At 64.4% G+C, this 19,894-nt stretch carries 16 protein-coding genes and 1 pseudogene; 10 read left to right on the top strand and 7 right to left on the bottom strand.

Translation table 11 applies throughout. The annotated features are described in order from the left end of the window. From RT582_RS19230 to RT582_RS19255, 6 genes are all read right to left on the bottom strand, one after another. On the bottom strand, window positions 1–500 hold a 500-nt coding region (locus tag RT582_RS19230), incomplete at its 3' end, for a symmetrical bis(5'-nucleosyl)-tetraphosphatase (protein WP_313479366.1). Next, a complete protein-coding gene (gene apaG / locus RT582_RS19235) occupies window positions 497–880 on the bottom strand; it encodes a Co2+/Mg2+ efflux protein ApaG (protein ID WP_014821681.1) in 384 nt (127 codons plus the stop codon). The genes apaG and RT582_RS19230, both read right to left, overlap by 4 nt. A 40-nt stretch (window positions 881–920) precedes the next feature. Next, window positions 921–1,715, bottom strand: coding sequence for a 16S rRNA (adenine(1518)-N(6)/adenine(1519)-N(6))-dimethyltransferase RsmA (rsmA, locus tag RT582_RS19240; protein ID WP_014821680.1), 795 nt, complete (start codon window positions 1,713–1,715; stop codon window positions 921–923). Window positions 1,716–1,828: 113 nt separating this feature from the next. Next, entirely contained in the window at window positions 1,829–2,821 is a 993-nt protein-coding gene (gene pdxA / locus RT582_RS19245; RefSeq protein WP_014821679.1) for a 4-hydroxythreonine-4-phosphate dehydrogenase PdxA, read from the bottom strand. A 108-nt stretch (window positions 2,822–2,929) separates the two neighbouring features. Continuing rightward, on the bottom strand, window positions 2,930–4,237 hold the full coding sequence (locus RT582_RS19250; protein ID WP_313479394.1) for a peptidylprolyl isomerase: 1,308 nt from the start codon (window positions 4,235–4,237) through the stop codon (window positions 2,930–2,932). Then, window positions 4,218–6,992: an LPS-assembly protein LptD gene (locus RT582_RS19255; RefSeq protein ID WP_014821677.1), complete on the bottom strand. Its 2,775-nt coding sequence runs from the start codon at window positions 6,990–6,992 to the stop codon at window positions 4,218–4,220. The genes RT582_RS19250 and RT582_RS19255 overlap by 20 nt, the downstream gene beginning before the upstream one ends. 129 nt (window positions 6,993–7,121) lie before the next feature. On the opposite strand from RT582_RS19255, the gene RT582_RS19260 reads away from it, so the two are divergent. Genes RT582_RS19260 through RT582_RS19270 form a run of 3 tightly spaced genes read left to right on the top strand, consistent with a single transcriptional unit; the run spans window position 7,122 to window position 9,578 of the window. Further along, on the top strand, window positions 7,122–8,141 hold the full coding sequence (locus RT582_RS19260; RefSeq protein WP_285532581.1) for an aminoglycoside phosphotransferase family protein: 1,020 nt from the start codon (window positions 7,122–7,124) through the stop codon (window positions 8,139–8,141). Then, window positions 8,138–8,809, top strand: a complete 672-nt coding sequence (gene murU, locus RT582_RS19265; RefSeq protein WP_014821675.1) for an N-acetylmuramate alpha-1-phosphate uridylyltransferase MurU — start codon at window positions 8,138–8,140, stop codon at window positions 8,807–8,809. Before RT582_RS19260 ends, murU begins: the two co-directional genes overlap by 4 nt. Before the next feature lies 1 nt (window position 8,810). Continuing rightward, window positions 8,811–9,578 (top strand): TerB family tellurite resistance protein, encoded by a 768-nt coding sequence (locus RT582_RS19270; RefSeq protein WP_014821674.1) that lies wholly within the window; start codon window positions 8,811–8,813, stop codon window positions 9,576–9,578. 7 nt (window positions 9,579–9,585) lie between these two features. On the opposite strand, the gene RT582_RS19275 is transcribed toward RT582_RS19270, so the two are convergent. Next, entirely contained in the window at window positions 9,586–10,611 is a 1,026-nt protein-coding gene (locus RT582_RS19275) for an alpha/beta hydrolase family protein (RefSeq protein ID WP_014821673.1), read from the bottom strand. Between the two features lie 96 nt (window positions 10,612–10,707). On the opposite strand from RT582_RS19275, the gene RT582_RS19280 reads away from it, so the two are divergent. The 7 genes and pseudogenes from RT582_RS19280 (at window position 10,708) to gabD (ending at window position 19,787) form a co-directional block, all read left to right on the top strand. Next, a complete protein-coding gene (locus RT582_RS19280; protein WP_014821672.1) occupies window positions 10,708–13,125 on the top strand; it encodes a PAS domain-containing sensor histidine kinase in 2,418 nt (805 codons plus the stop codon). After that, window positions 13,122–13,751 (top strand): response regulator, encoded by a 630-nt coding sequence (locus RT582_RS19285; RefSeq protein ID WP_008568256.1) that lies wholly within the window; start codon window positions 13,122–13,124, stop codon window positions 13,749–13,751. Before RT582_RS19280 ends, RT582_RS19285 begins: the two co-directional genes overlap by 4 nt. 148 nt (window positions 13,752–13,899) lie before the next feature. After that, window positions 13,900–15,009 carry an ABC transporter ATP-binding protein gene (locus tag RT582_RS19290; protein WP_313479375.1) on the top strand — a complete coding sequence of 370 codons (1,110 nt, stop codon included), beginning with the start codon at window positions 13,900–13,902 and terminating at the stop codon, window positions 15,007–15,009. Window positions 15,010–15,057: 48 nt separating this feature from the next. Beyond that, entirely contained in the window at window positions 15,058–16,089 is a 1,032-nt protein-coding gene (locus RT582_RS19295) for an ABC transporter substrate-binding protein (RefSeq protein ID WP_313479378.1), read from the top strand. A gap of 63 nt (window positions 16,090–16,152) precedes the next feature. After that, complete coding sequence (locus RT582_RS19300) at window positions 16,153–17,406, top strand: ABC transporter permease (protein WP_014821669.1); 1,254 nt, start codon at window positions 16,153–16,155, stop codon at window positions 17,404–17,406. 63 nt (window positions 17,407–17,469) lie between these two features. After that, window positions 17,470–18,297: an ABC transporter permease gene (locus tag RT582_RS19305; protein WP_014821668.1), complete on the top strand. Its 828-nt coding sequence runs from the start codon at window positions 17,470–17,472 to the stop codon at window positions 18,295–18,297. 12 nt (window positions 18,298–18,309) lie between these two features. Continuing rightward, a pseudogene (gabD, locus tag RT582_RS19310) lies at window positions 18,310–19,787 on the top strand (NADP-dependent succinate-semialdehyde dehydrogenase). The last annotated feature ends 107 nt before the right edge of the window (window positions 19,788–19,894 follow it).

Raw genomic sequence — 19,894 nt, forward strand, 5'->3', positions numbered from 1 at the left:
TCCTTGTTCCATTTCGCCGGTTGATTACCGTACATGCCGTCGAGGAACGGCATCAGCAGTGCGTCGTCCTGCAGTGCCTGCTCGACTTCCGAGGCGCGCTTGAGGGCTTTTTCCAGCGACCACTGCGGCGGAATGCCGGCATGCACCATCGCGGTGTGACGCGCGGCTTCGTAATGAATGAGCTTCTGCTGGCGCAGCCAGTCGATCAGGTCGGTCCGATCCGGCGCGGCCAGAATTGCTTGCAGCGTGTCGGACTTGCGCAAGCGCTCTATGTTGTGAGCCACAGCCAGCAGGTGCAGGTCGTGATTGCCGAGGACGGTGATTGCGGACGACCCGAGATCGCGTACGAAGCGCAGTGCCTCGAGCGATTGCGGGCCGCGGTTGACCAGGTCGCCGGCCAGCCACAGGCAGTCTCGCGAAGGGCTGAAGTCGACGCGCTCCAACAAACAGGTCAGTGGTTCGAGGCAACCCTGCAGGTCGCCGACGGCATAGGTCGTCAATGCAATGCTCCGGGTACGGCCAGGCGGAACGGCGCAATGAGCGCATCGAAACTGTGACCATCCTCGGCCAACATCTCATAGCTGCCTTGCATGCTGCCGACACAGGTGGCCAGCATCGTTCCGCTGGTGTAGACGTGGTGTTCGCCTGGTGCGATCAGCGGCTGCTCGCCAATGACGCCGGCACCGCGCACCTCCTGCACCTGACCGTCGCCATCGGTGATGATCCAGTGTCGCGACAGCAGCTGCGCTGCCACCTCGCCATTGTTTTCGATGGTTACGGTGTAGGCAAAGGCATAGCGGTTTTGTTCCGGCTCCGATTGCGCGGCCAGATAGCGAGGCGTGACGCTGACGTCGATGCGGTAGCGGTTATCGTCGGACATGAGTCTGCTCGCTGTTGAAGGCAGGGTAGAGACCGAAGCCTCAGCTGCGTTCTGTCAGTTGGTCGGAAAGGCGAACGAAGGCCGCCAGATCCAGTTGTTCGGGCCGCAGGCTGCCATCCACATCCGCCGCTGCGATGGCGTCGGCGTCCAGCAGCCCCTTGAGGGTATTGCGCAAGGTCTTGCGCCGTTGGTTGAACGCCTCGCGCACTACGCGCTCCAGTTGATGGTGATCGCGCGCTGGATGCGGCAGCGTCTCATGTGGCACCAGGCGAACGATCGCCGAATCGACCTTTGGCGCCGGGTTGAACGCACCCGGACCGACGTTGAACAGGTGCTCTACCCGGCAGTGATACTGCACCATGATCGACAGTCGGCCCCAGTCGCCGCCGCCCGGCAGCGCGGCCAGGCGTTCGACCACTTCCTTCTGCAGCATGAAATGCATGTCGCGGATCAGGTGCGCGTGGTCGAGCAGGTGAAAGATCAGCGGGGTAGAGATGTTGTAGGGCAGGTTGCCGACGATTCGCAGGCTGTTCGGCTCTGCGCTGAGGCGACCGAAGTCGAACTTCAGCGCGTCGCCCTGGTGCAGATTGAAGTTCTCGCGCCCGGCGAATTTGCCCTGCAGGATGGGGATCAGGTCGAGGTCGAGCTCGACGACATCCAGATGCGCGCCGCTGTCGAGCAGTCCTTCGGTCAATGCACCCTGGCCTGGGCCGATCTCCACCAGTCGCTCACCCGGTTTGGCATGAATCGCCCGCAGGATGCGGTGAATGACGCCAGCGTCGTGCAGGAAGTTCTGGCCAAAGCGCTTGCGTGCGCGGTGCTGATAATCGGACATCGGGGCTCCAGGGCGCAGCTTGAAGCCTGAAGCTCAAAGCTGAAAACGAATAAGGCGCGTATTTTAGCAGGCGAGGGCGACAAGAAGATCGTTCGAGCCGCGTGGGGTGCGTGCTAGCTCTGGCTGCCGACCATCTGGTAGGCCGTTTCCAGTGCGACCCGCAGGCTGCCTGTGTCGATCTTGCCGCTGCCGGCCAGATCCAGCGCGGTGCCATGATCTACCGACGTGCGAACGATCGGCAGGCCCAGGGTCACGTTGACCGCGGCACCAAAACCCTTGTACTTGAGTACCGGCAGGCCCTGGTCGTGGTACATCGCCAGCACTGCGTCGCAGAACTCGAGATTTTTTGGGGTGAACAGCGTATCGGCTGGCAGCGGGCCGATCAGATCAAGCCCCTCGTCACGCAGCCTGGTCAGCACCGGCTCGATGATCTCGATTTCTTCGCGGCCCAGATGGCCGCCCTCACCCGCATGGGGGTTCAGGCCGCAGACAAGAATACGTGGTTGGGTAATGCCGAACTTGCTGACCAGATCGTGGTGCAGGATTCGCGTAACCCGCTCCAGGCGCTCCGCGGTAATCGCCGCGGCGACATCCTTGAGCGGCAGGTGGGTGGTGACCAGCGCGACACGCAATCCGTGCGTGGCCAGCATCATGACCACCTGCTCGGTGCGGGTCAGTTCGGCGAGAAATTCGGTATGGCCGGAAAACGGGATGCCGGCCTCGTTGATCACGCCCTTGTGCACCGGTGCGGTGATCATGCCGGCGAAGCTGCCGTCGAGACACCCTTTCCCGGCTCGAGTCAGGGTTTCCAGAACGTAGTGGCCGTTGCGCGCGTCGAGCTGGCCTGCGGTCACCGGGGCATCCAGCGGAGTATCCCAGACATATAGACAGTTGGCCGGCGCCGGTTGGCTTGGCCAGTCATGTGGTCCGACGTCCCGCAGCTCAATCGTCAGCCCCAGTTGCGAGGCGCGCTCTGCCAGCAGCGAGCGGCTGGCGATGGCTACCAGAATCCGAGGTTGGGCCTCGCGTGCCAGCAGCAGACACAGATCCGGGCCGATGCCGGCCGGTTCGCCGGGGGTGAGAACGAAGGGGCGGGGAGCGGTCATCAGGCTTCTCTCTTGGCGTGTGGCGTTCAACCGTCTGAAATGAAAACGGGGTGGCGACCCTTCGGCCATCACCCCGCGTTCCTGTTGCTTGTAGATACAGCGTGAAGCTTAGAGCTTGATCTCGACGTAGGCTTCGTCGCGGATCTGGCGTAACCACGCCTGCAGCTCTTCGTCATACTTGCGGTTGCGCAGCAAACTCAGCGCCTGTTGCTCGCGGAACTGCTCGCTGGCGTCGGTCGCGCGGCGGCCGAGCACCTCGAGGATGTGCCAGCCGTAGGGCGACTTGAACACCGGGGACAGTTCGCCGCTCGCCGTATTGGCCATGACTTCGCGGAACTCGGGCACCAGAGAAGCCGGGTCGATCCAGTTCAGGTCGCCGCCGTTGAGCGCCGAACCGGGGTCTTCGGAAAAGCTCTTGGCCAGCTCGGCGAAGTTTTCGCCAGCACTGATGCGATCACGCAGGCGCTGCACCAGCAGGCGTGCTTCTTCCTCGCTACGGATCGCACTCGGCTTGATCAGGATGTGGCGGACATGCACTTCGTCGCGCACCTGGGTTTCGCCACCACGCTTGTCCAGCAGTTTGACCATGATGAAGCCTGGCGGCGTGCGGACCGGTTCGGTGACCTCGCCAACCGACAGCTCGCTCACGGCGGTATCGAACGGCGGTGGCAGCTGAGCTGCTTTGCGCCAGCCCATGTCGCCGCCTTCCAGCGCGTTCTCGCTACCGGAGCGCGAGACGGCCAGGCGAGCGAAGTCTGCGCCCTGCTGAAGCTGCTGGTAGGTATCCATGGCGGTGCGTTCGGCCGCCTGGATGGTCGCGGAATCTGCCGCTTCCGGTACTGGGATGAGGATATTGGCCAGGTGGTATTCCTCGGACAATTGCAGCTTGCCGAGGTCGGAGGCCAGGAAGTTCTGCACTTCCTGATTGGACACTTGGATGCGTTCCGCCACTCGGCGCTGCCGCACGCGGCTGATGATCATCTCGCGGCGGATCTGCTCGCGGGCCGTCTCCAGACTCAGGCCGTCGCGCACCAGGGCTTCACGAAACTGTTCCGGTGACATGTTGTTGCGCTGGGCAATGGTGCCCATGGCCTGATTGAGTTCTTCATCGGAAATGCGAATGCCGGAGCGCTCACCGATCTGCAGCTGCAGGTTCTCGGTGATCAGGCGCTCCAGCACCTGCTGTTGCAGCACATCCATCGGCGGCGCATCGGCGTCACGCTTTTGGATGGTTTGCTGCACTTCACGAATCCGTTGTTCGAGCTGGCTCTGCATGATGACGTCGTTATCGACGATCGCCACCACGCGGTCGAGGGGTTGAACCTGGGCGAGGGCTGCAGGCGCGAGGCTCGCGCCGCTCAGCAGCAGAGCGCCGAGCGCGAGCGGGCGCAGTACTTCAGAAAGCTTGATCTTCACGTTCACGGTAGCCTTGGATGCCTTCGTCGAGGAAAGTTTCGGTCGCATTGCCGACTACGCCGCCGAGCCCCTTGAGCACGATCTGCAGGAAGATGCCGTTATCTGGCTCGTCATTGCGATCAGGGTTGAGGCTGGTCTCGTCGTAGTCGATCCAGTAGCGATTGATCAGGCGCAGTTTCCAGCAGCAGCTGTCGTACTCGAAGCCGCCGAAGGCTTCCAGGGTGCGACTGCGGCTGTAGTCATGCTGCCAGCGGGCGATGACGCTCCATTGCGGGACGATCGGCCAGATGACGGAGAAGTCGTGCTGGTTGATCTTGTAGTAGTCCTTGATGCAGTTAGCCGGGTCGGTTTCGCAGTTGCCGTAGTCCCCGCCATAGGTCCACTCGCCAGTTGCCTGGTCGAAGCGCATGGTGTCGTTACGATAGCGATAGCCAACGTTGACGATCTTGCCGGGATTGTCCGCTGGCTGGTAATGCCACATGGCACTGCCAGAGCGGGTGCTGTGGCTGTCCGGATCCCAGTTGAACGTCGAGGTGAAGCGCCAGTCGCGGTTGTAGCGGTACATGTACTCCAGCGCGTACGGCGATACGTCGGAGGTGGCACTGGCGCGCTCGCGATAGTCGATGCCGCGCAGCTGTACCTTGCGGTCCTCGAAATAGAATGCCTGGCCGATGCTGAAGCGCTGGCGCTCGAAGCCGTTGGGCTCGACCCAGCGGCTGGTTACGCCGAGCGAAACCTGATTGGCGTCGCCGATGCGATCCTTGCCGGAAAAGCGATTCTCGCGCCACAGAGAGGAATAACTGAAGCTGCTCTCGCCGGTATCGAAGATCGGGATATCGTCCTGATCTTCCTCCGGTACGTAGAGATAGAACAGTCGCGGCTCGAGAGTCTGGCGATAGTCTTTGCCGAACCACTGGGTGTCGCGGTCGAAATACAGGCCGCTGTCAACGCTGAGAATCGGCACGCTGCGGTTCTGGCTGCTGTCGAACGATTCGTAGCTGGCCAGTGTGCTCTGGCCCCGGCTGTCCAGGTCCAGGTCGTATTGCGTGTAGGCATATTTCAGCGAAGGCTTGAGGAAGCCCCAGGACCAGTTCAGCGGCAGGCTGACGCCAGGCTCAAGGTGCAGGCGTTCGCCTTCCGCACGGGTCAGGCCACGCAGGCGATCGTCATACCACTGCTCCGGATTGCCATCTTCGTTGATGAAGTTGCCATCGCGCAGGCTGCGTTGGAAGCTGACGAACTCGGTCTTGTAGGCGAAGTTCAAGCCGCCCGGCTGGAGGGGCAGGCGTCCGTCCAGGGTCAGCTGCGGCAGGCGCTCGTACGGCGTGATATCGGCCACCGTGGCACGCTCATAGGCGTGCATGTTCAAGCGCGCGGTATAGGTGTCGCCGCGGTAGGAGAGTGTGCCGCGCTGATCGAGATGATCAGGTTGGTCGATGTTGAGGTTGGTATCCAGATCCTGGAAGTAGTAAGGATCGCTGATATCGGTGTAGTCGACCTCGGCGAGCCAGCGCGAATCCAGACCAGTACGGTTCTGCCAGCTGTACATCCAGCGCTGGTCCTCGTACTCGGACTGCAGCTTGCGGTCGTCGTTGCTGTCGTCCAGGTAGGCGGCGCCGAACTGGCCCTCGCTGCTGCGCGTCAGGTAGCGGAACTCGCCTTCCATCAGCAGGCCGCGGTCGGTCATCAAGTGCGGATACAGCGTGGCGTCGAAATTCGGCGCCAAGTTGAAGTAATAGGGCGTCTGCAGCGAGAAACCGTTGTCGCTGGACGAGCCGATGCTCGGTGCGAGGAAGCCGGACTGGCGACGATCATCGATGGGGAAGTGGATATAAGGGGTGTAGAACACCGGAATATCCTTGACCCGCAGCGTCACGTTGGTCGCCGAACCGAAGCCGGTGGCCGGGTTCAGGGTGACGTTGTTGCCCTTCAGGTGCCAGCTGTTCTCGCCCGGCTCGCAGCTGGTGTAGGTGCCGTCCTTCAGGCGGATGATTGCGGTTTCCTCGCGCTTGGCGTACTGCGCGCTGCCGCGGACCTTGCCGGAATGCACGACGTACTCAGCGTTCTCCACCTTGGCTTCGCCGCTGTCGAGGAAGATCTCGGCGCGGTCGCCGACCAGCAGTGCGTCGCGGTCGCGAAAGCGCACGTTGCCGGTCAGCTCGCCGCGGTTCTCCAACTGGTGCAGGCTGGCTTCGTCCGCCTCGACCTGAATGCTGCCCTGGCGCAGGACCACATCGCCAGCGAGGGTGGCGATCTCCTGCTCCTGCTCGTAGCGGGTGGCCTTGGCCGACACATAGGTGGGCGCTTCGCTCATCGGCGTGGTGTCGAATTTGCCTGGGCGGTCCGGCTCGACATAGGTGCCTGCGCAGTACGGGCCGGTTTCGGCGAGCTGAGCCGGGGTCAGCTGCTCGCGCGGAACCCAGTCGAGATGGCTGTAATCGGCGCTGCGAGAGGCGAGGGCGCGGCCCTTGCTTTCGGTGACCAGCTTGGTCGTCGCCGTTGGCGCTTGCGCCTTGCTGGTCGTCGATTTGGCGGTGCTCGATGTGCTCACGGTGCTGCCGCTGTGTACCGGGCGCGGTGGCAGGGTCTGACTGGCTTCATTGGACGCGCAGTTCCAGCCGCCGGAGGCGTCGGGCTGGCAGGCGAACTGTTCGGCTGCGAAGACAAAAGGTACAGCTACCGGTTGCAATGCAAGCAGACCGCCAGTAACCAGTAGAGGGAATTTTTTACGAAACGCGGGGTATTTGACTGCCATCTTGTTTTTTGGTCCGTGCTTGCGGCGAGCCATCGGCCGGCTGGGCCGCACGCCTCTCGATGGGCTGAGAAAGATGCAGGATAATAAAGCATGACCCGCCTATCGGCTAGCGCCGTGGAGACCCCCTGGATGCCGCATCAAGATCAACGTCTGCTGGACCTTAGCGCCTGGCTGGAACAGCAATTACCCGAAGTCTTCGTCCGTTGCGGCTGGGGCGAAGTGCCGGCGGCGCAGCTCACTGCGGCCAGCAGCGATGCCAGCTTCCGCCGTTACTTCCGCTGGCAGGGTGGCGAGCGCAGCCTGATCGTGATGGACGCACCGCCGCCCCAGGAAGACTGCCGACCCTTCGTCAAGGTCGCGCAGATGCTGGATCAAGCGGGCGTCCATGTGCCGCAGATACTGGCCTCCGATCTTGAGCGCGGCTTCCTGCTGCTGACCGATCTGGGCCGCCAGACCTACCTGGATGTCATCGATCAGAGCAATGCCGAACAGCTGTTCGAGGATGCCGTGGAGGCCTTGCTCAAATTCCAGCTGCATCCGGTGGCGCAGCCGATGCCGGCCTATGACGAGGCGCTGCTGCGCCGTGAACTGCAGCTGTTCCCCGAGTGGTATGTGCAGCGCCACCTTGGCCACAGCTTCAGTGAAGCGCAGCAGGCTGCGTGGGAGCGTATCTGTCGGCAACTGATCGACTCGGCGCTGGCGCAGCCACGGGTGCTGGTGCATCGCGACTACATGCCGCGCAATCTGATGATCAGCGAGCCCAACCCTGGTGTACTGGATTTTCAGGACGCGGTGCTCGGCCCGGTCAGCTACGACATCACCTCGCTGTTCAAGGATGCCTTTCTCAGCTGGCCCGAAGCGCAGGTGCGGGGGTGGCTCGAAGGCTACTGGCACAAGGCGCGCGCTGCTGGCGTCGCGCTGCCTGATACGCTCGAAGAGTTCTTGCGTGCTAGTGACCTGATGGGGCTGCAGCGCCACCTCAAGGTGATCGGCATTTTCGCGCGAATCTGCCATCGCGACGGCAAGCCGCGTTACCTCGCTGACGTGCCGCGCTTCTTTGCCTATATCGAGGCCGTGCTGGCGCGCAGACCGGAGCTGGCCGAGCTGCAACAGCTGCTGGCAGAGCTGCCGCAGGCGCCGCACGCATGAAGGCGATGATTCTGGCCGCCGGCAAGGGCGAGCGGCTGCGCCCGCTGACGCTGCACACGCCCAAACCCTTGGTTCGCGCCGCCGGCGTGCCGCTGATCGAGTACCACGTTCGCGCGCTGGCCGCCGCGGGTTTCGAGGAACTGGTGATCAACCACGCCTGGCTCGGCCAGCAGATCGAAGACTATCTGGGCGACGGCAGCCGTTTCGGCGTGACCATCCGCTATTCGGCCGAGAGTGAACCCCTGGAAACCGGCGGCGGGATTCACCGGGCGTTGGAGCTGCTCGGCGATGAGCCGTTCCTGGTGGTCAACGGCGATATCTGGACCGACTACGATTTCGCCCGGCTGAGACGGCCGCTTCACGGGCTCGCGCATCTGGTGCTGGTGAACAATCCGCCGCACCACCCCCAGGGCGATTTCAGCCTGGGCGAATCGGCCGTCACGGAGCCCGAGGTCAATGGTGACGCGCTGACCTACAGTGGCATTTCCGTTTTGCATCCTGCGCTGTTCGATGGCTGCCAGCCGGGTGCGTTCAAGCTGGCGCCGTTGTTGCGCCGCGCCATGGCAGATGGGCAGGTGTCCGGCGAGTGCTTTGGCGGGGCCTGGATCGACGTGGGTACCCATGAGCGTCTGGCGGAAGTCGAGCAACTACTGGAGGCGCGACGCTGACATGTTCTGGCCCATCACGCTGTTGGGGCTGCTGATCGGCTGGTTGCTGGCCAGCATTCCGGGGGCTTTGCTCGGCGGTCTGCTGGGGCAGGTGCTCGATCGTCGTCTGGGGCTCGATTCCTGGACCAGCCTGCGTGCGCGCCTGGCCGGCAAGCCGGTGCTGCAAGGCCGGGATTTGCTGTTCTTTCTGTTGGGGCGTCTGGCCAAGAGTGGCGGTCGCGTGAGCCCGGCGCATATCCAGGCCGCACGTGACGAGATGCGCCGGCAGGGGCTCGATGCCGCCGCGCAGCAGCAGGCCATCGCCGCCTTCAACCGCGGTAAGTCGAGCGGTGACGGCCTGCGCGATACCCTGCAACGGCTGCGCAGCCAGCGCGAGGAAAGCCGCCGCCTGATCCAGGCCTGCTGGCGCATGGCACGTGCGCAGGGAAGCATGGGCGCACGCGAGCACGAGCTGGTGCTGCTCTGGGGCAAGTGGCTGGGTTGGGATGCCGCCGAGGTGGCGGCGCTCGATCCGGGCGCGACCCGACGCAAGGAGGCGCCGGCCGGTCGGGGTGGAGCTTACGAGCAGGCCATGCAGCTGCTGGGTGTGCGTCCGGATACCGACCCGCAGCTGATCAAGCGCGCTTATCGGCGTCTGCTGAGCAAGCACCATCCGGACAAGCAGGCGGGGGCTGGTGCGAATGCCGCCCAGGTGCGCGACGCCACCGAGCGCACCCGCGAGCTGCACAGTGCCTACGCATTGATTCGCGAGCGCCGCGGCTTTCGCTGAGCGGGCGTCACTGTGCCGGCTTGCGCTCCAGCCAGCCCCGCACGCGACGCGCCAGTTGTTCCTGGTCGGTATTGCGGTCACCGGTCAGGCCTGGCAGTGCGACCAGGCGGTAGTCCGGGTGCCCGGCACGGCGCGCTGCATTGCGCCGTTGCAGTGCCTGCTGATTTGCGGCTGCTCGGGTGCCCGTATAGAAGTCGCCGATGGCGGCGGGTAGCGTTGCGAGATGGCTCTCCAGCGGCTGTTCCGCCTGCAACGGTGCGCGTGGATCGATCACCACCAGTTGCCCGACATCCTTTGGCTGAAGCTGTGCCAGGTACTGGCTCGCCCAGTAGGCGCCGGTGCCATGGCCGATCAGAACAATCGTCGACGCCTGCAGGGTGCGCGCATGCTCGATGGCCGCATCCAGGCGCGCCAGCATGCGCTCGGCATGAGTTGGTGGCGGCGTGTCCTGCTCGGCTTGTGTCGGCGTAGATTCGTCGTTGTCCGTGGCTGCCGTCTGCTCAGGCAGGTAGCCCGCCGAAGTGGTTTGCGCCGCGGCCGGCTGGGTATCGGTGGCGTCAGGCTCAGCGTTTTCTTCCGTTTCGGGCTTCTCTTCCGCAGCCGGGGCTTCTGGCGTTGGCGGCCGCGGGCCAGGGCTAAGCGCCGGATCAGCGGGTGTCAGGCTGAGGGTATGCCAGCCATGTTCGGGAAGGCCGCGCCGGAGCGGGCCGATTGTGCGTGGCCAATCGGCGGTTTCGCCTTCGCTCGGCACGATGACGAGCACGCCGCGGGCCTTTGCTGTGTTGGCCGGGTGCCAGAGCGCGAGGAATTTGTCCTCGTCGCCTAGCTGCAGCTGGGCGGCGGCCTCGAGCTGTCGTTGCAGCCCTGCGGCCAGCGCCTCGCTACGGGTTTGTGGCGATGGTCGTGGCGTTGCTGCTGGTTCCTCCGCCGGTGCTTCCTGAGGCGCCTCCGGTTCCTGCGCCGCTGCGATGTACGGCACGCCGCCGCCAAGCGCGACGCCGAACAAAAGCACGAAAGCAGACAAACGACGCATGGATTGTCTCCGCTATGGATGCCGGTACCACGCTGGCGCCGGCAGGGGTTATGCATTACAACAGCGTGTCGGCACGCCCATCAATTGCGTGAATATATGCTCGCCTTATACCTGCGTTTCCTTCTCCTCCTTGGCCTGACGCTGTCTTTCGCGGCTGGTGCCGTGTCGCTTGACGACGATAGCCGCGCCTGGCTGGAGCAGCATCCGGAGTGGCGGGTCGGGGTGGTGATGGGCGCGCCCTATGCCGAGTATGACCAGCGCCAGCGGCGCCTGTCAGGCTTTCATGTGCAGTTGATGGAGCATCTCGCTACTGACCTCGGCGTGCGTCTCCAGTGGCGCCGCTTCAATGACGAGGCTGCGTTGGAGAAAGCCGCCCGCGACGGCCTGATCGATGTGGCACCGGGCCTACGGCAAACGCCGGCCGGCTTGCGACTGTGGCGCTACAGTGACCCCTTTCTGCGCATCCCACGGTTGCTCGTCGGTGATCGTGGCGGCCCGCGCGCCATCGACCTGGAGTATCTGCATCCGAGCGAACTGGTTTCCGCCGTCGGGCCGGGTCCAGTCACCGAGTTTCTTGCCAGCAACTATCCCAATATCACCGTGCTAACCGCGACCAGCCAGGCCGATGCGCTGCGTCAGGTGCTGGAAGCCAAGGCCAGTTATGCCGTCATCGACGAGCCGGTGTTCGCGCGGCTGTCGCAGCAGGTGGAGTATGACTCGCTGGCGGTAGTCGGCGATCTGGGCAACCCGCAGCTGCTGCGTATCGCTTCGCGGCGTGACAGCGCCGAGCTCGCTGCCGTGCTCGATACGGCGCTGCGGCAATTTCCGGCGCGGGAATTCAGTCAGTTGCAGGAACAGTGGCTCAAGACCCGCAGCATTGATCTGGGCCGCGAGATCAGCTACTGGCGCAGTCTCAGCTTGCTGCTCGGCGTTCTGCTCCTGGCCTGCCTGCTGATGCTCGCCTGGCAGCGGCGCCAGCATGGAGTGCTGGAAAGCCGGCTGAAGACTGCCCGGCGCGATATCGAGCTGCGCGAGGCGGCCGAAGAAGCGCAGCGTTTGACGCAGTTTTGTCTCGATCACAGCACCGTCGGCATCCTCTGGCTCAACTGGGACAGCCGCGTGCGTTACGCCAACCAAGCCGCCGAGGTGCTGCTCGGGCATTCCTCCGGCGGATTGCTGGATCAGCCGCTGGAAACATTCGACCCGGCGCTGGGCATGGATGCCTGGCTGGCGCGCTGGCGTGCCGCGCGTACCGGCGAGGATGATCGCCAGGTACACGAATGCGAATGGCTGCGCGGCGACGGCCAGCGCTTTCCGGCAGCGGTCACCTACAGCTTTCTGCGCTTCGGCAGCCGTGAATATCTGGTGGTGTTTCTCGCCGACATTACCGAGCGCCGTCGCGCCAGCGCCCAGCTGCAGGAAAGCGAGGCGCGTCTCAAGGCAATGGCCGGCAACGTGCCTGGGCTGGTGTTCCGCCTGGAGCGGGACGGGCCGCAGGAACCGGTGCGAGTGGCCTATATCAGCGAAGCCAGTCAGCGCCTGGTGGGCTATTCCGCCGAGCGCTTGCTGCAGCCAGGACTTGGCATCCGCAGCCTGGTGCACACCGATGACGAGGCCGGCTACTGGGCCAGCCAGCAGCTGGCACTGGAGAAAAGCCAGGACTGGCGCTGGCAGGGGCGAATCCTCAATCGCGACGGCGAGGTGCGTTGGGCGGATATCCGCGCTTCCGTGCGCGGCCAGCCGGATGGCCGCCAGGTATGGGACGGCATCGTCTGGGATATCACCGACAACAAGCGCATCGAGCTGGAGCTGGATGCGTCGCGTGCGCAGTTGCGCGAGCTGGCCGCGCATCTGGAGACCGTACGCGAGGAAGAGAAGGCGCATATCGCCCGCGAAGTGCACGATGAGCTTGGCCAGGTGCTGACCGTACTCAAGCTGGAAACCTCGATGTGCGAGCTGGGCTTCGCCGACCTCGACCCGGCCCTGGCGCAGCGGCTGGAAAGCATGAAGCGGCTGATCGCCCAGCTGTTCCAGCGGGTGCGCGATGTCGCCACCGCGCTGCGCCCGCCGATTCTCGATGCCGGCATTGCCTCGGCGGTGGAATGGCAGGGGCGGCGCTTCGAGGAGCGCAGCGGCGTGGCCTGCCTGGTCGAGGTGCCGGAATGTCCGCCACTGCTGGGGAACGCCAAGGCCATCGGCCTGTTCCGCATTCTTCAGGAGTCGCTGACCAACGTGATGCGGCATGCCCAGGCGCAGACGGTCAGCGTGCAGTTACTCCTCGAAGGCAACATGCTCTGTCTGCGCGTCAGCGACGACGGTTGCGGTTTTCCTGTGGCCGCGCGCGGCGCCGGCAGTTCGTTCGGCCTGGTCGGCATGCGCGAGCGGGTGCAGATGCTCGGCGGGCAACTGATAATCGACAGCCAGCCCGGCGAGGGCACCACCATCACGGCGCGGGTTCCACTCGATCCGGTGCCACTTCCATCAGCCGCAAGCACTGGAGCATTGCCGTCATGATCAGGGTCATGGTCGCCGAAGATCACACCATCGTCCGCGAGGGCATCAAGCAGCTGATCGGCATGGCGCGTGACATGCAGGTGGTCGGCGAGGCCGCCAATGGCCAGCAGTTGCTCGATCAGCTGCGCCAGATCAGTTGCGACGTGGTGCTGCTGGATATCTCCATGCCTGGCGTCAACGGCCTCGAGGCGATACCGCGAATCCGCGCGTTGAGCCAGCCGCCGGCGGTGCTGGTGCTGTCGATGCACGACGAGGCGCAAATGGCGGCGCGGGCGCTGAAGATCGGCGCGGCGGGTTACGCGACCAAGGACAGCGAGCCGGCGCTGCTGCTCACCGCTCTCCGCAAGGTCGCCGGTGGCGGGCGCTACATCGACCCGGCGCTGGCTGATCGCATGGTCTTCGAGGTCGGCCTGACCGATTCGCGTCCACCCCATGCGCTGCTTTCCGAACGCGAATACTCGGTGTTCGAACGGCTGGTGCAGGGCGACTCTGTAAACGACATCGCCGGCAAGCTGGCGCTCAGCAGCAAGACCATCAGCACCCACAAGGCCCGCCTGATGCAGAAGCTGGCGGCGCATTCGGTGGCCGATCTGGTGCGCTACGCCATGGAACACAAGCTGGTCTGAGCACCAGCCACCGACCCGCCGTGTAGGGCGTTCCCTACACGCGACTCTCCCTCACGCCTAGGCCAATCGCTCCGCTGTACCGATTTTTCCGCCGCCGCTGCGCTTCTACGCTGTGACCACGGTTCAACGGTTACGCAGGTGCAGCAGCATGGTCGAGTCAACGGCGAACGATATCCTGGTGAGCTTTCGCGGCATCCAGAAGAGCTATGACGGTGAGTCGCTGATCGTCAGGGATCTGAATCTGGACATCCGCCGCGGAGAATTCCTCACCCTGCTCGGGCCGTCTGGCTCGGGCAAAACCACCAGCCTGATGATGCTGGCTGGCTTCGAAACGCCCACGGCGGGGGAAATCCTCCTCGATGGCCGGGCGATCAACAACGTGCCACCGCACAAGCGCGACATGGGCATGGTGTTCCAGAACTACGCGCTGTTCCCGCACATGACGGTTTCGGAAAACCTGGCGTTTCCGCTCAGCGTGCGCGGCATGGCCAAGCCGGACATCAAGGAGCGGGTCAAGCGCGCCCTGGCGATGGTCCAGCTGGAGGGCTTTCGCAACCGCTATCCGGCGCAGCTCTCCGGCGGCCAGCAACAGCGCGTGGCACTGGCCCGGGCGCTGGTGTTCGAGCCGCAGCTGGTGCTGATGGACGAACCCCTGGGCGCGCTGGACAAGCAGTTGCGCGAGCAGATGCAGATGGAGATCAAGCATCTGCACGAACGCCTCGGCGTCACAGTGGTGTACGTCACCCACGATCAGGGCGAGGCGCTGACCATGTCTGATCGGGTGGCGGTGTTCCATCAGGGCCAGATCCAGCAGATCGAAGACCCGCGCACGCTCTACGAAAAGCCGGTGAACACCTTCGTCGCCAACTTCCTAGGCGAGAACAACCGCCTGCCGGCGCATCTGCTCGACCGTCGTGGCGATAGCTGCACGGTCAAGCTCGGCCGCGGCGAAACCGTCGACGCGCTGGCGGTCAACGTCGGCGCGACGGGGTCGCCGGTCAGCCTGTCGATCCGCCCGGAGCGGGTGCTGCTCAACGGCGCCAGTGCCAACTGCCCGAACCGCTTCACCGGGCGCGTTGCCGAGTTCATCTACCTCGGCGACCACATCCGTATCCGCCTCGAGGTATGCGGGGTCAACGACTTCTTCGTCAAACAGCCGATCGCCGAGTTCGACAGCGCCCTGCGTGTCGGTGACGTGGTGCCGATCGGCTGGCATGTCGAGCACGTTCGTGCGCTCGACCCGCTGCAGGCGGCCTGAGGCGATGCCTGGAAAAACCCACACAACTGCATCAAGGAGCGAACTGGTATGAGCAACTACCTGAAACTGTCCGCGCTGGCGCTCGGACTCGTCTGTGCCGGGCAAGCGGCTGCCGAGAACCTCACAGCGGTGAGCTTTGGCGGCGCCAACAAGCAGGCCCAGGTCAAGGCCTTCTACGAGCCGTGGGACGCGGCGGGGCACGGGCGCATCATCGCCGGCGAGTACAACGGCGAAATGGCCAAGGTCAAGGCAATGGTCGACACCAACAGCGTGTCGTGGAACCTGGTGGAAGTGGAGTCGCCGGAACTGTCCCGCGGCTGCGACGAAGGGCTGTTCGAGGAACTCGACCCGGGCATCGTCGGCAATCCGGATGATTTCGTCGAAGGTGCGATCCAGCCCTGCGGCGTTGATTTCTTCGTCTGGTCGACGGTGCTGGCCTACAACGCCGACAAGCTGAAAAGCGCGCCGGCCAGCTGGGCGGATTTCTGGGATACCGAGAAATTCCCCGGCAAGCGCGGCCTTCGCAAGGGCGCCAAGTACACCCTCGAATTCGCGCTGATGGCCGACGGCGTGCCGGCCAAGGACGCCTACAAGGTGCTGGCCACCAAGGACGGCCAGAACCGCGCCTTCAGAAAGCTCGATCAGCTCAAGCCGCACATTCAGTGGTGGGAAGCCGGCGCGCAGCCGCCACAGTTCCTCGCCTCCGGCGACGTGGTAATGAGCAGCGCCTACAACGGCCGCATCGCTGCCGTGCAGAACGAGAGCAACCTGCAGATCGTCTGGAGCGGCGGTATCTATGACTTCGACTCCTGGGCCATCCCCAAGGGCGCGAAGAGTCAGGAGCAGGCACGCAAATTCATCGCCTTCACGGTCGAGCCGCAGCAGCAGAAGGCTTATTCCGAGAACATCGCCTACGGCCCGGCGAACACCCAGGCCGTGTCGTTGCTGGATGAAAAGCGCCTGGCGCAGATGCCCACCGCACCGGAGAACATTGCCGATCAGGTGGCGATGGACGTGACCTTCTGGGCCGACTACGGCGAGCAACTCGAACAGCGTTTCAACGCCTGGGCAGCACGCTGACCTGAGCGCCCCGCCGCATTGGCGGGGCCGGTCCCAGCTATCGGAACGAATCGCGGAGTCTTCATGGCCACAGCAATATCCCTGCCGGCGAACGAGATCGCCGAGCCCAATCTGAAACAGCGTCTGGCACGGGCCGAACGGGTGAACAAGCTCAAGTCGCAGGCGCTGATCCTGCCGCTGCTGCTGTTCGTGCTGCTGACCTTTCTGGTGCCCATCGCCTCGCTGCTCTGGCGCAGCGTCGAGAACCCCGAGGTGGTGAACACGCTGCCACGCACGCTGGCGGCGCTGGCCGAATGGGATGGTCGTGGGCTGCCAGCGGATCCGGCCTATCAGGCGCTGGCCGAGGATCTGTATCAGGCGCGCCGTGAACAAAGCCTGGGCGATCTGTCCAAGCGGTTGAACATGGAGCTCGCGGGCTATCGCAGCCTGCTGACCAAGACTGCGCGGGCGATGCCGTTTCGCGAGACACCGGCCTCCTATCAGGATGCGCTGGAAGCGCTCGACGAGCGCTGGGGCGATCCGGCGTTCTGGCAGGTGATCCAGCGCAACGACAGTGCGGTGACCGGCTACTACCTGCTGGCCGCGCTGGATCACCGCATCGACGAGCTGGGCGAGCTGGCCAAGGTCTCGCCGGACCAGGCGGTGTATCTGGACATCTTCGCCCGCACCTTCTGGATGGGCCTGGTGATCACCTCGATCTGCCTGCTGCTGGCCTACCCGCTGGCGTATCTCCTGGCCAACCTGCCGGCGCGGCAGAGCAACCTGCTAATGATCCTGGTGCTGCTGCCATTCTGGACTTCGATTCTGGTGCGTGTGGCGGCTTGGATCGTGCTGCTGCAGTCCGGCGGCCTCATTAATGGTGCGTTGCTGAAGATGGGTCTGATCGACGAGCCGCTGCAGCTGGTGTTCAACCGCACCGGTGTGTACATCGCCATGGTGCACATCCTGCTGCCGTTCATGATCCTGCCGATCTACAGCGTGATGAAGAATATCTCGCCGAGCTACATGCGTGCGGCGGTGTCGCTGGGCTGTCATCCGTTCGCCAGCTTCTGGCGGGTGTACTTCCCGCAGACGCTGGCCGGTGTCGGCGCCGGCTGCCTGTTGGTGTTCATCATCTCCATCGGCTACTACATCACCCCGGCGCTGCTCGGCAGCCCGAACGACCAGATGGTCAGCTACTTCGTCGCTTTCTACACCAACACCACCATCAACTGGGGCATGGCCACGGCGTTGGGCGGCTTGCTGCTGCTCGCCACCATGATGCTGTACGTCATCTACAGCTGGCTGGTCGGTGCCAGCCGCCTGCGGCTGGGTTGAGATGACGCATGTCGCGGCGCGGCCGCCTTTTCAGAGTCTTCATGCCGGGCAGGAGAACCTTTCATGCTGAGCCCCTACATGTCACCCGTCGAATGGGCCTGGTACTACGCGCTGCGCATCCTCTGCGCGCTGGTGCTGCTGTTTCTGATCGTGCCGGTACTGGTCATCGTGCCGCTGTCGTTCAATTCCGGCTCGTTCCTCGTCTATCCCTTGCAGGGCTTTTCCATGCGTTGGTACGAGGCGCTGTTCAGCTCGGCCGACTGGATGCGCTCGCTGAAGAACAGCATGCTCATCGCGCCCGCCGCGACCTTTCTCGCTGTGGTGCTCGGCACCCTGGCGGCGGTCGGCCTGACCCGCGCGGAATTTCGCGGCAAGGCGCTGCTGATGACCATACTGATCTCGCCGATGGTGGTGCCGGTGGTGATCATCGGTGTGGCCAGCTACCTGTTCTTCGCACCGCTGGGCATGGGCAACAGCTACCTGTCGCTGATCCTCGTGCACGCGGTGCTCGGCGTGCCCTTCGTGATCATCACGGTCTCCGCGACGCTGCAGGGCTTCAACTACAACCTGGTGCGTGCTGCGGCCAGCCTCGGCGCATCACCGCTGACCGCGTTCTTCCGCGTGACACTGCCGCTGATCGCGCCGGGGGTAATTTCCGGCGCGCTGTTCGCCTTCGCTACCTCGTTCGATGAAGTGGTGGTGACGTTGTTCCTCGCGGGACCGGAGCAGATCACCCTGCCGCGGCAGATGTTCAGCGGTATACGGGAAAACCTCAGCCCGACCATCGCCGCCGCGGCGACTCTGCTGATCGGCTTCTCCATCGCCCTGCTGCTGACTCTGGAGTGGCTGCGTGGCCGCGCCGAGAAGCTGCGCACTCAACAACCTGCCTGACGGAATACGCACATGACTCTGCAACTTGGGCAACCCGATCTGCTGCGCCAAACCGCCTATCTCAACGGCGAATGGTGCGAGGCGGACAGTGGCGCGCGCACCGAAATCTTCAATCCGGCCACCGGCGAGCTGATCGGCGCCGTGCCGAACATGGGCCGCGGCGAAACCCGCCGCGCCATCGAAGCCGCGCAGGCAGCCCAACCGGCCTGGCGCGCGCTGACCGCGAAGGAGCGCGCGGCGCGCCTGCGGCGCGCCTGCGGCGCTGGTACGAGCTGATGCTGGAGAATCAGGAAGGCCTGGCGCGGATCATGACCGCCGAACAGGGCAAGCCGTTGGCCGAGGCGCGGGGCGAGGTGGCCTACGCCGCATCCTTTCTCGAGTGGTTCGCCGAGGAGGGTAAGCGCCTGTATGGCGATGTGATTCCCGCCCATGCCGGCGACAAGCGCATCCTGGTGCAGAAGGAGCCGGTCGGCGTCACCGCGGCGATCACGCCGTGGAATTTCCCCAGCGCCATGATCACCCGCAAGGCCGGGCCGGCGTTGGCCGCGGGCTGTGCCATGGTCCTCAAACCGGCACCGCAGACACCGTTCTCGGCACTGGCGCTGGCCGCGCTGGCCGAGCGTGCGGGCATTCCGGCGGGACTGTTCAGCGTGATCACCGCCGACGCCGCGACCTCCCGCGAGGTAGGCGCCGAGCTCTGCGAAAACCAAATCGTGCGCAAGCTCTCGTTCACCGGCTCGACCGCGGTGGGCATCAAGCTGATGCAGCAGTGCGCGCCGACGCTGAAGAAACTCTCACTGGAGCTGGGCGGCAACGCACCCTTCATCGTCTTCGACGACGCCGATCTGGATGCGGCGGTCGAGGGCGCGATGATCTCCAAGTATCGCAACGCCGGGCAGACCTGCGTCTGTGCCAACCGCATCTACGTACAGGACGGCATCTACGACGCCTTCGTCGCCAAGCTTGCCGCTGCGGTGGCGCGGCTGAAGGTCGGCAACGGTGCGGAGGAGGGCGTCACCACCGGTCCGCTGATCGATGCCGCGGCCGTAGCCAAGGTTCAGCGCCATCTGCAGGACGCCCTCGACAAGGGCGCCACCCTGCTGGCCGGCGGCAAACCCCATGCACTGGGCGGCAACTTCTTCGAGCCGACGCTGGTGGGCGGCGTCACGTCCGAGATGGCCGTGGCGCGAGAAGAAACCTTCGGTCCGCTGGCGCCGTTGTTCCGCTTCAGCGACGAGGCCGAGGTGATCCGTCAGGCCAATGACACCGAGTTCGGCCTCGCCGCCTATTTCTACGCCCGCGACCTGAGCCGGGCGTTCCGTGTCGCCGAGGCGCTGGAGTACGGCATGGTCGGCATCAACACCGGGGTGATCTCCACCGAGGTGGCGCCGTTCGGCGGCATGAAGGCATCCGGCCTCGGCCGTGAAGGCTCGAAGTACGGCCTGGATGAATACGTGGAAATCAAATACCTGTGCCTGGGCGGTATCTGACGCCTGCGGCCTAAAACGCGCGTGCAAAATAATGCACGGAGTTTTACTGTAATCCGAACGCTTTGGATGGCGCGGCAGTCGATCATCGTATGCTGCCGCGCCCGCTT

Source organism: Stutzerimonas kunmingensis (assembly GCF_032106285.1).
Taxonomy (GTDB): domain Bacteria; phylum Pseudomonadota; class Gammaproteobacteria; order Pseudomonadales; family Pseudomonadaceae; genus Stutzerimonas; species Stutzerimonas kunmingensis_B.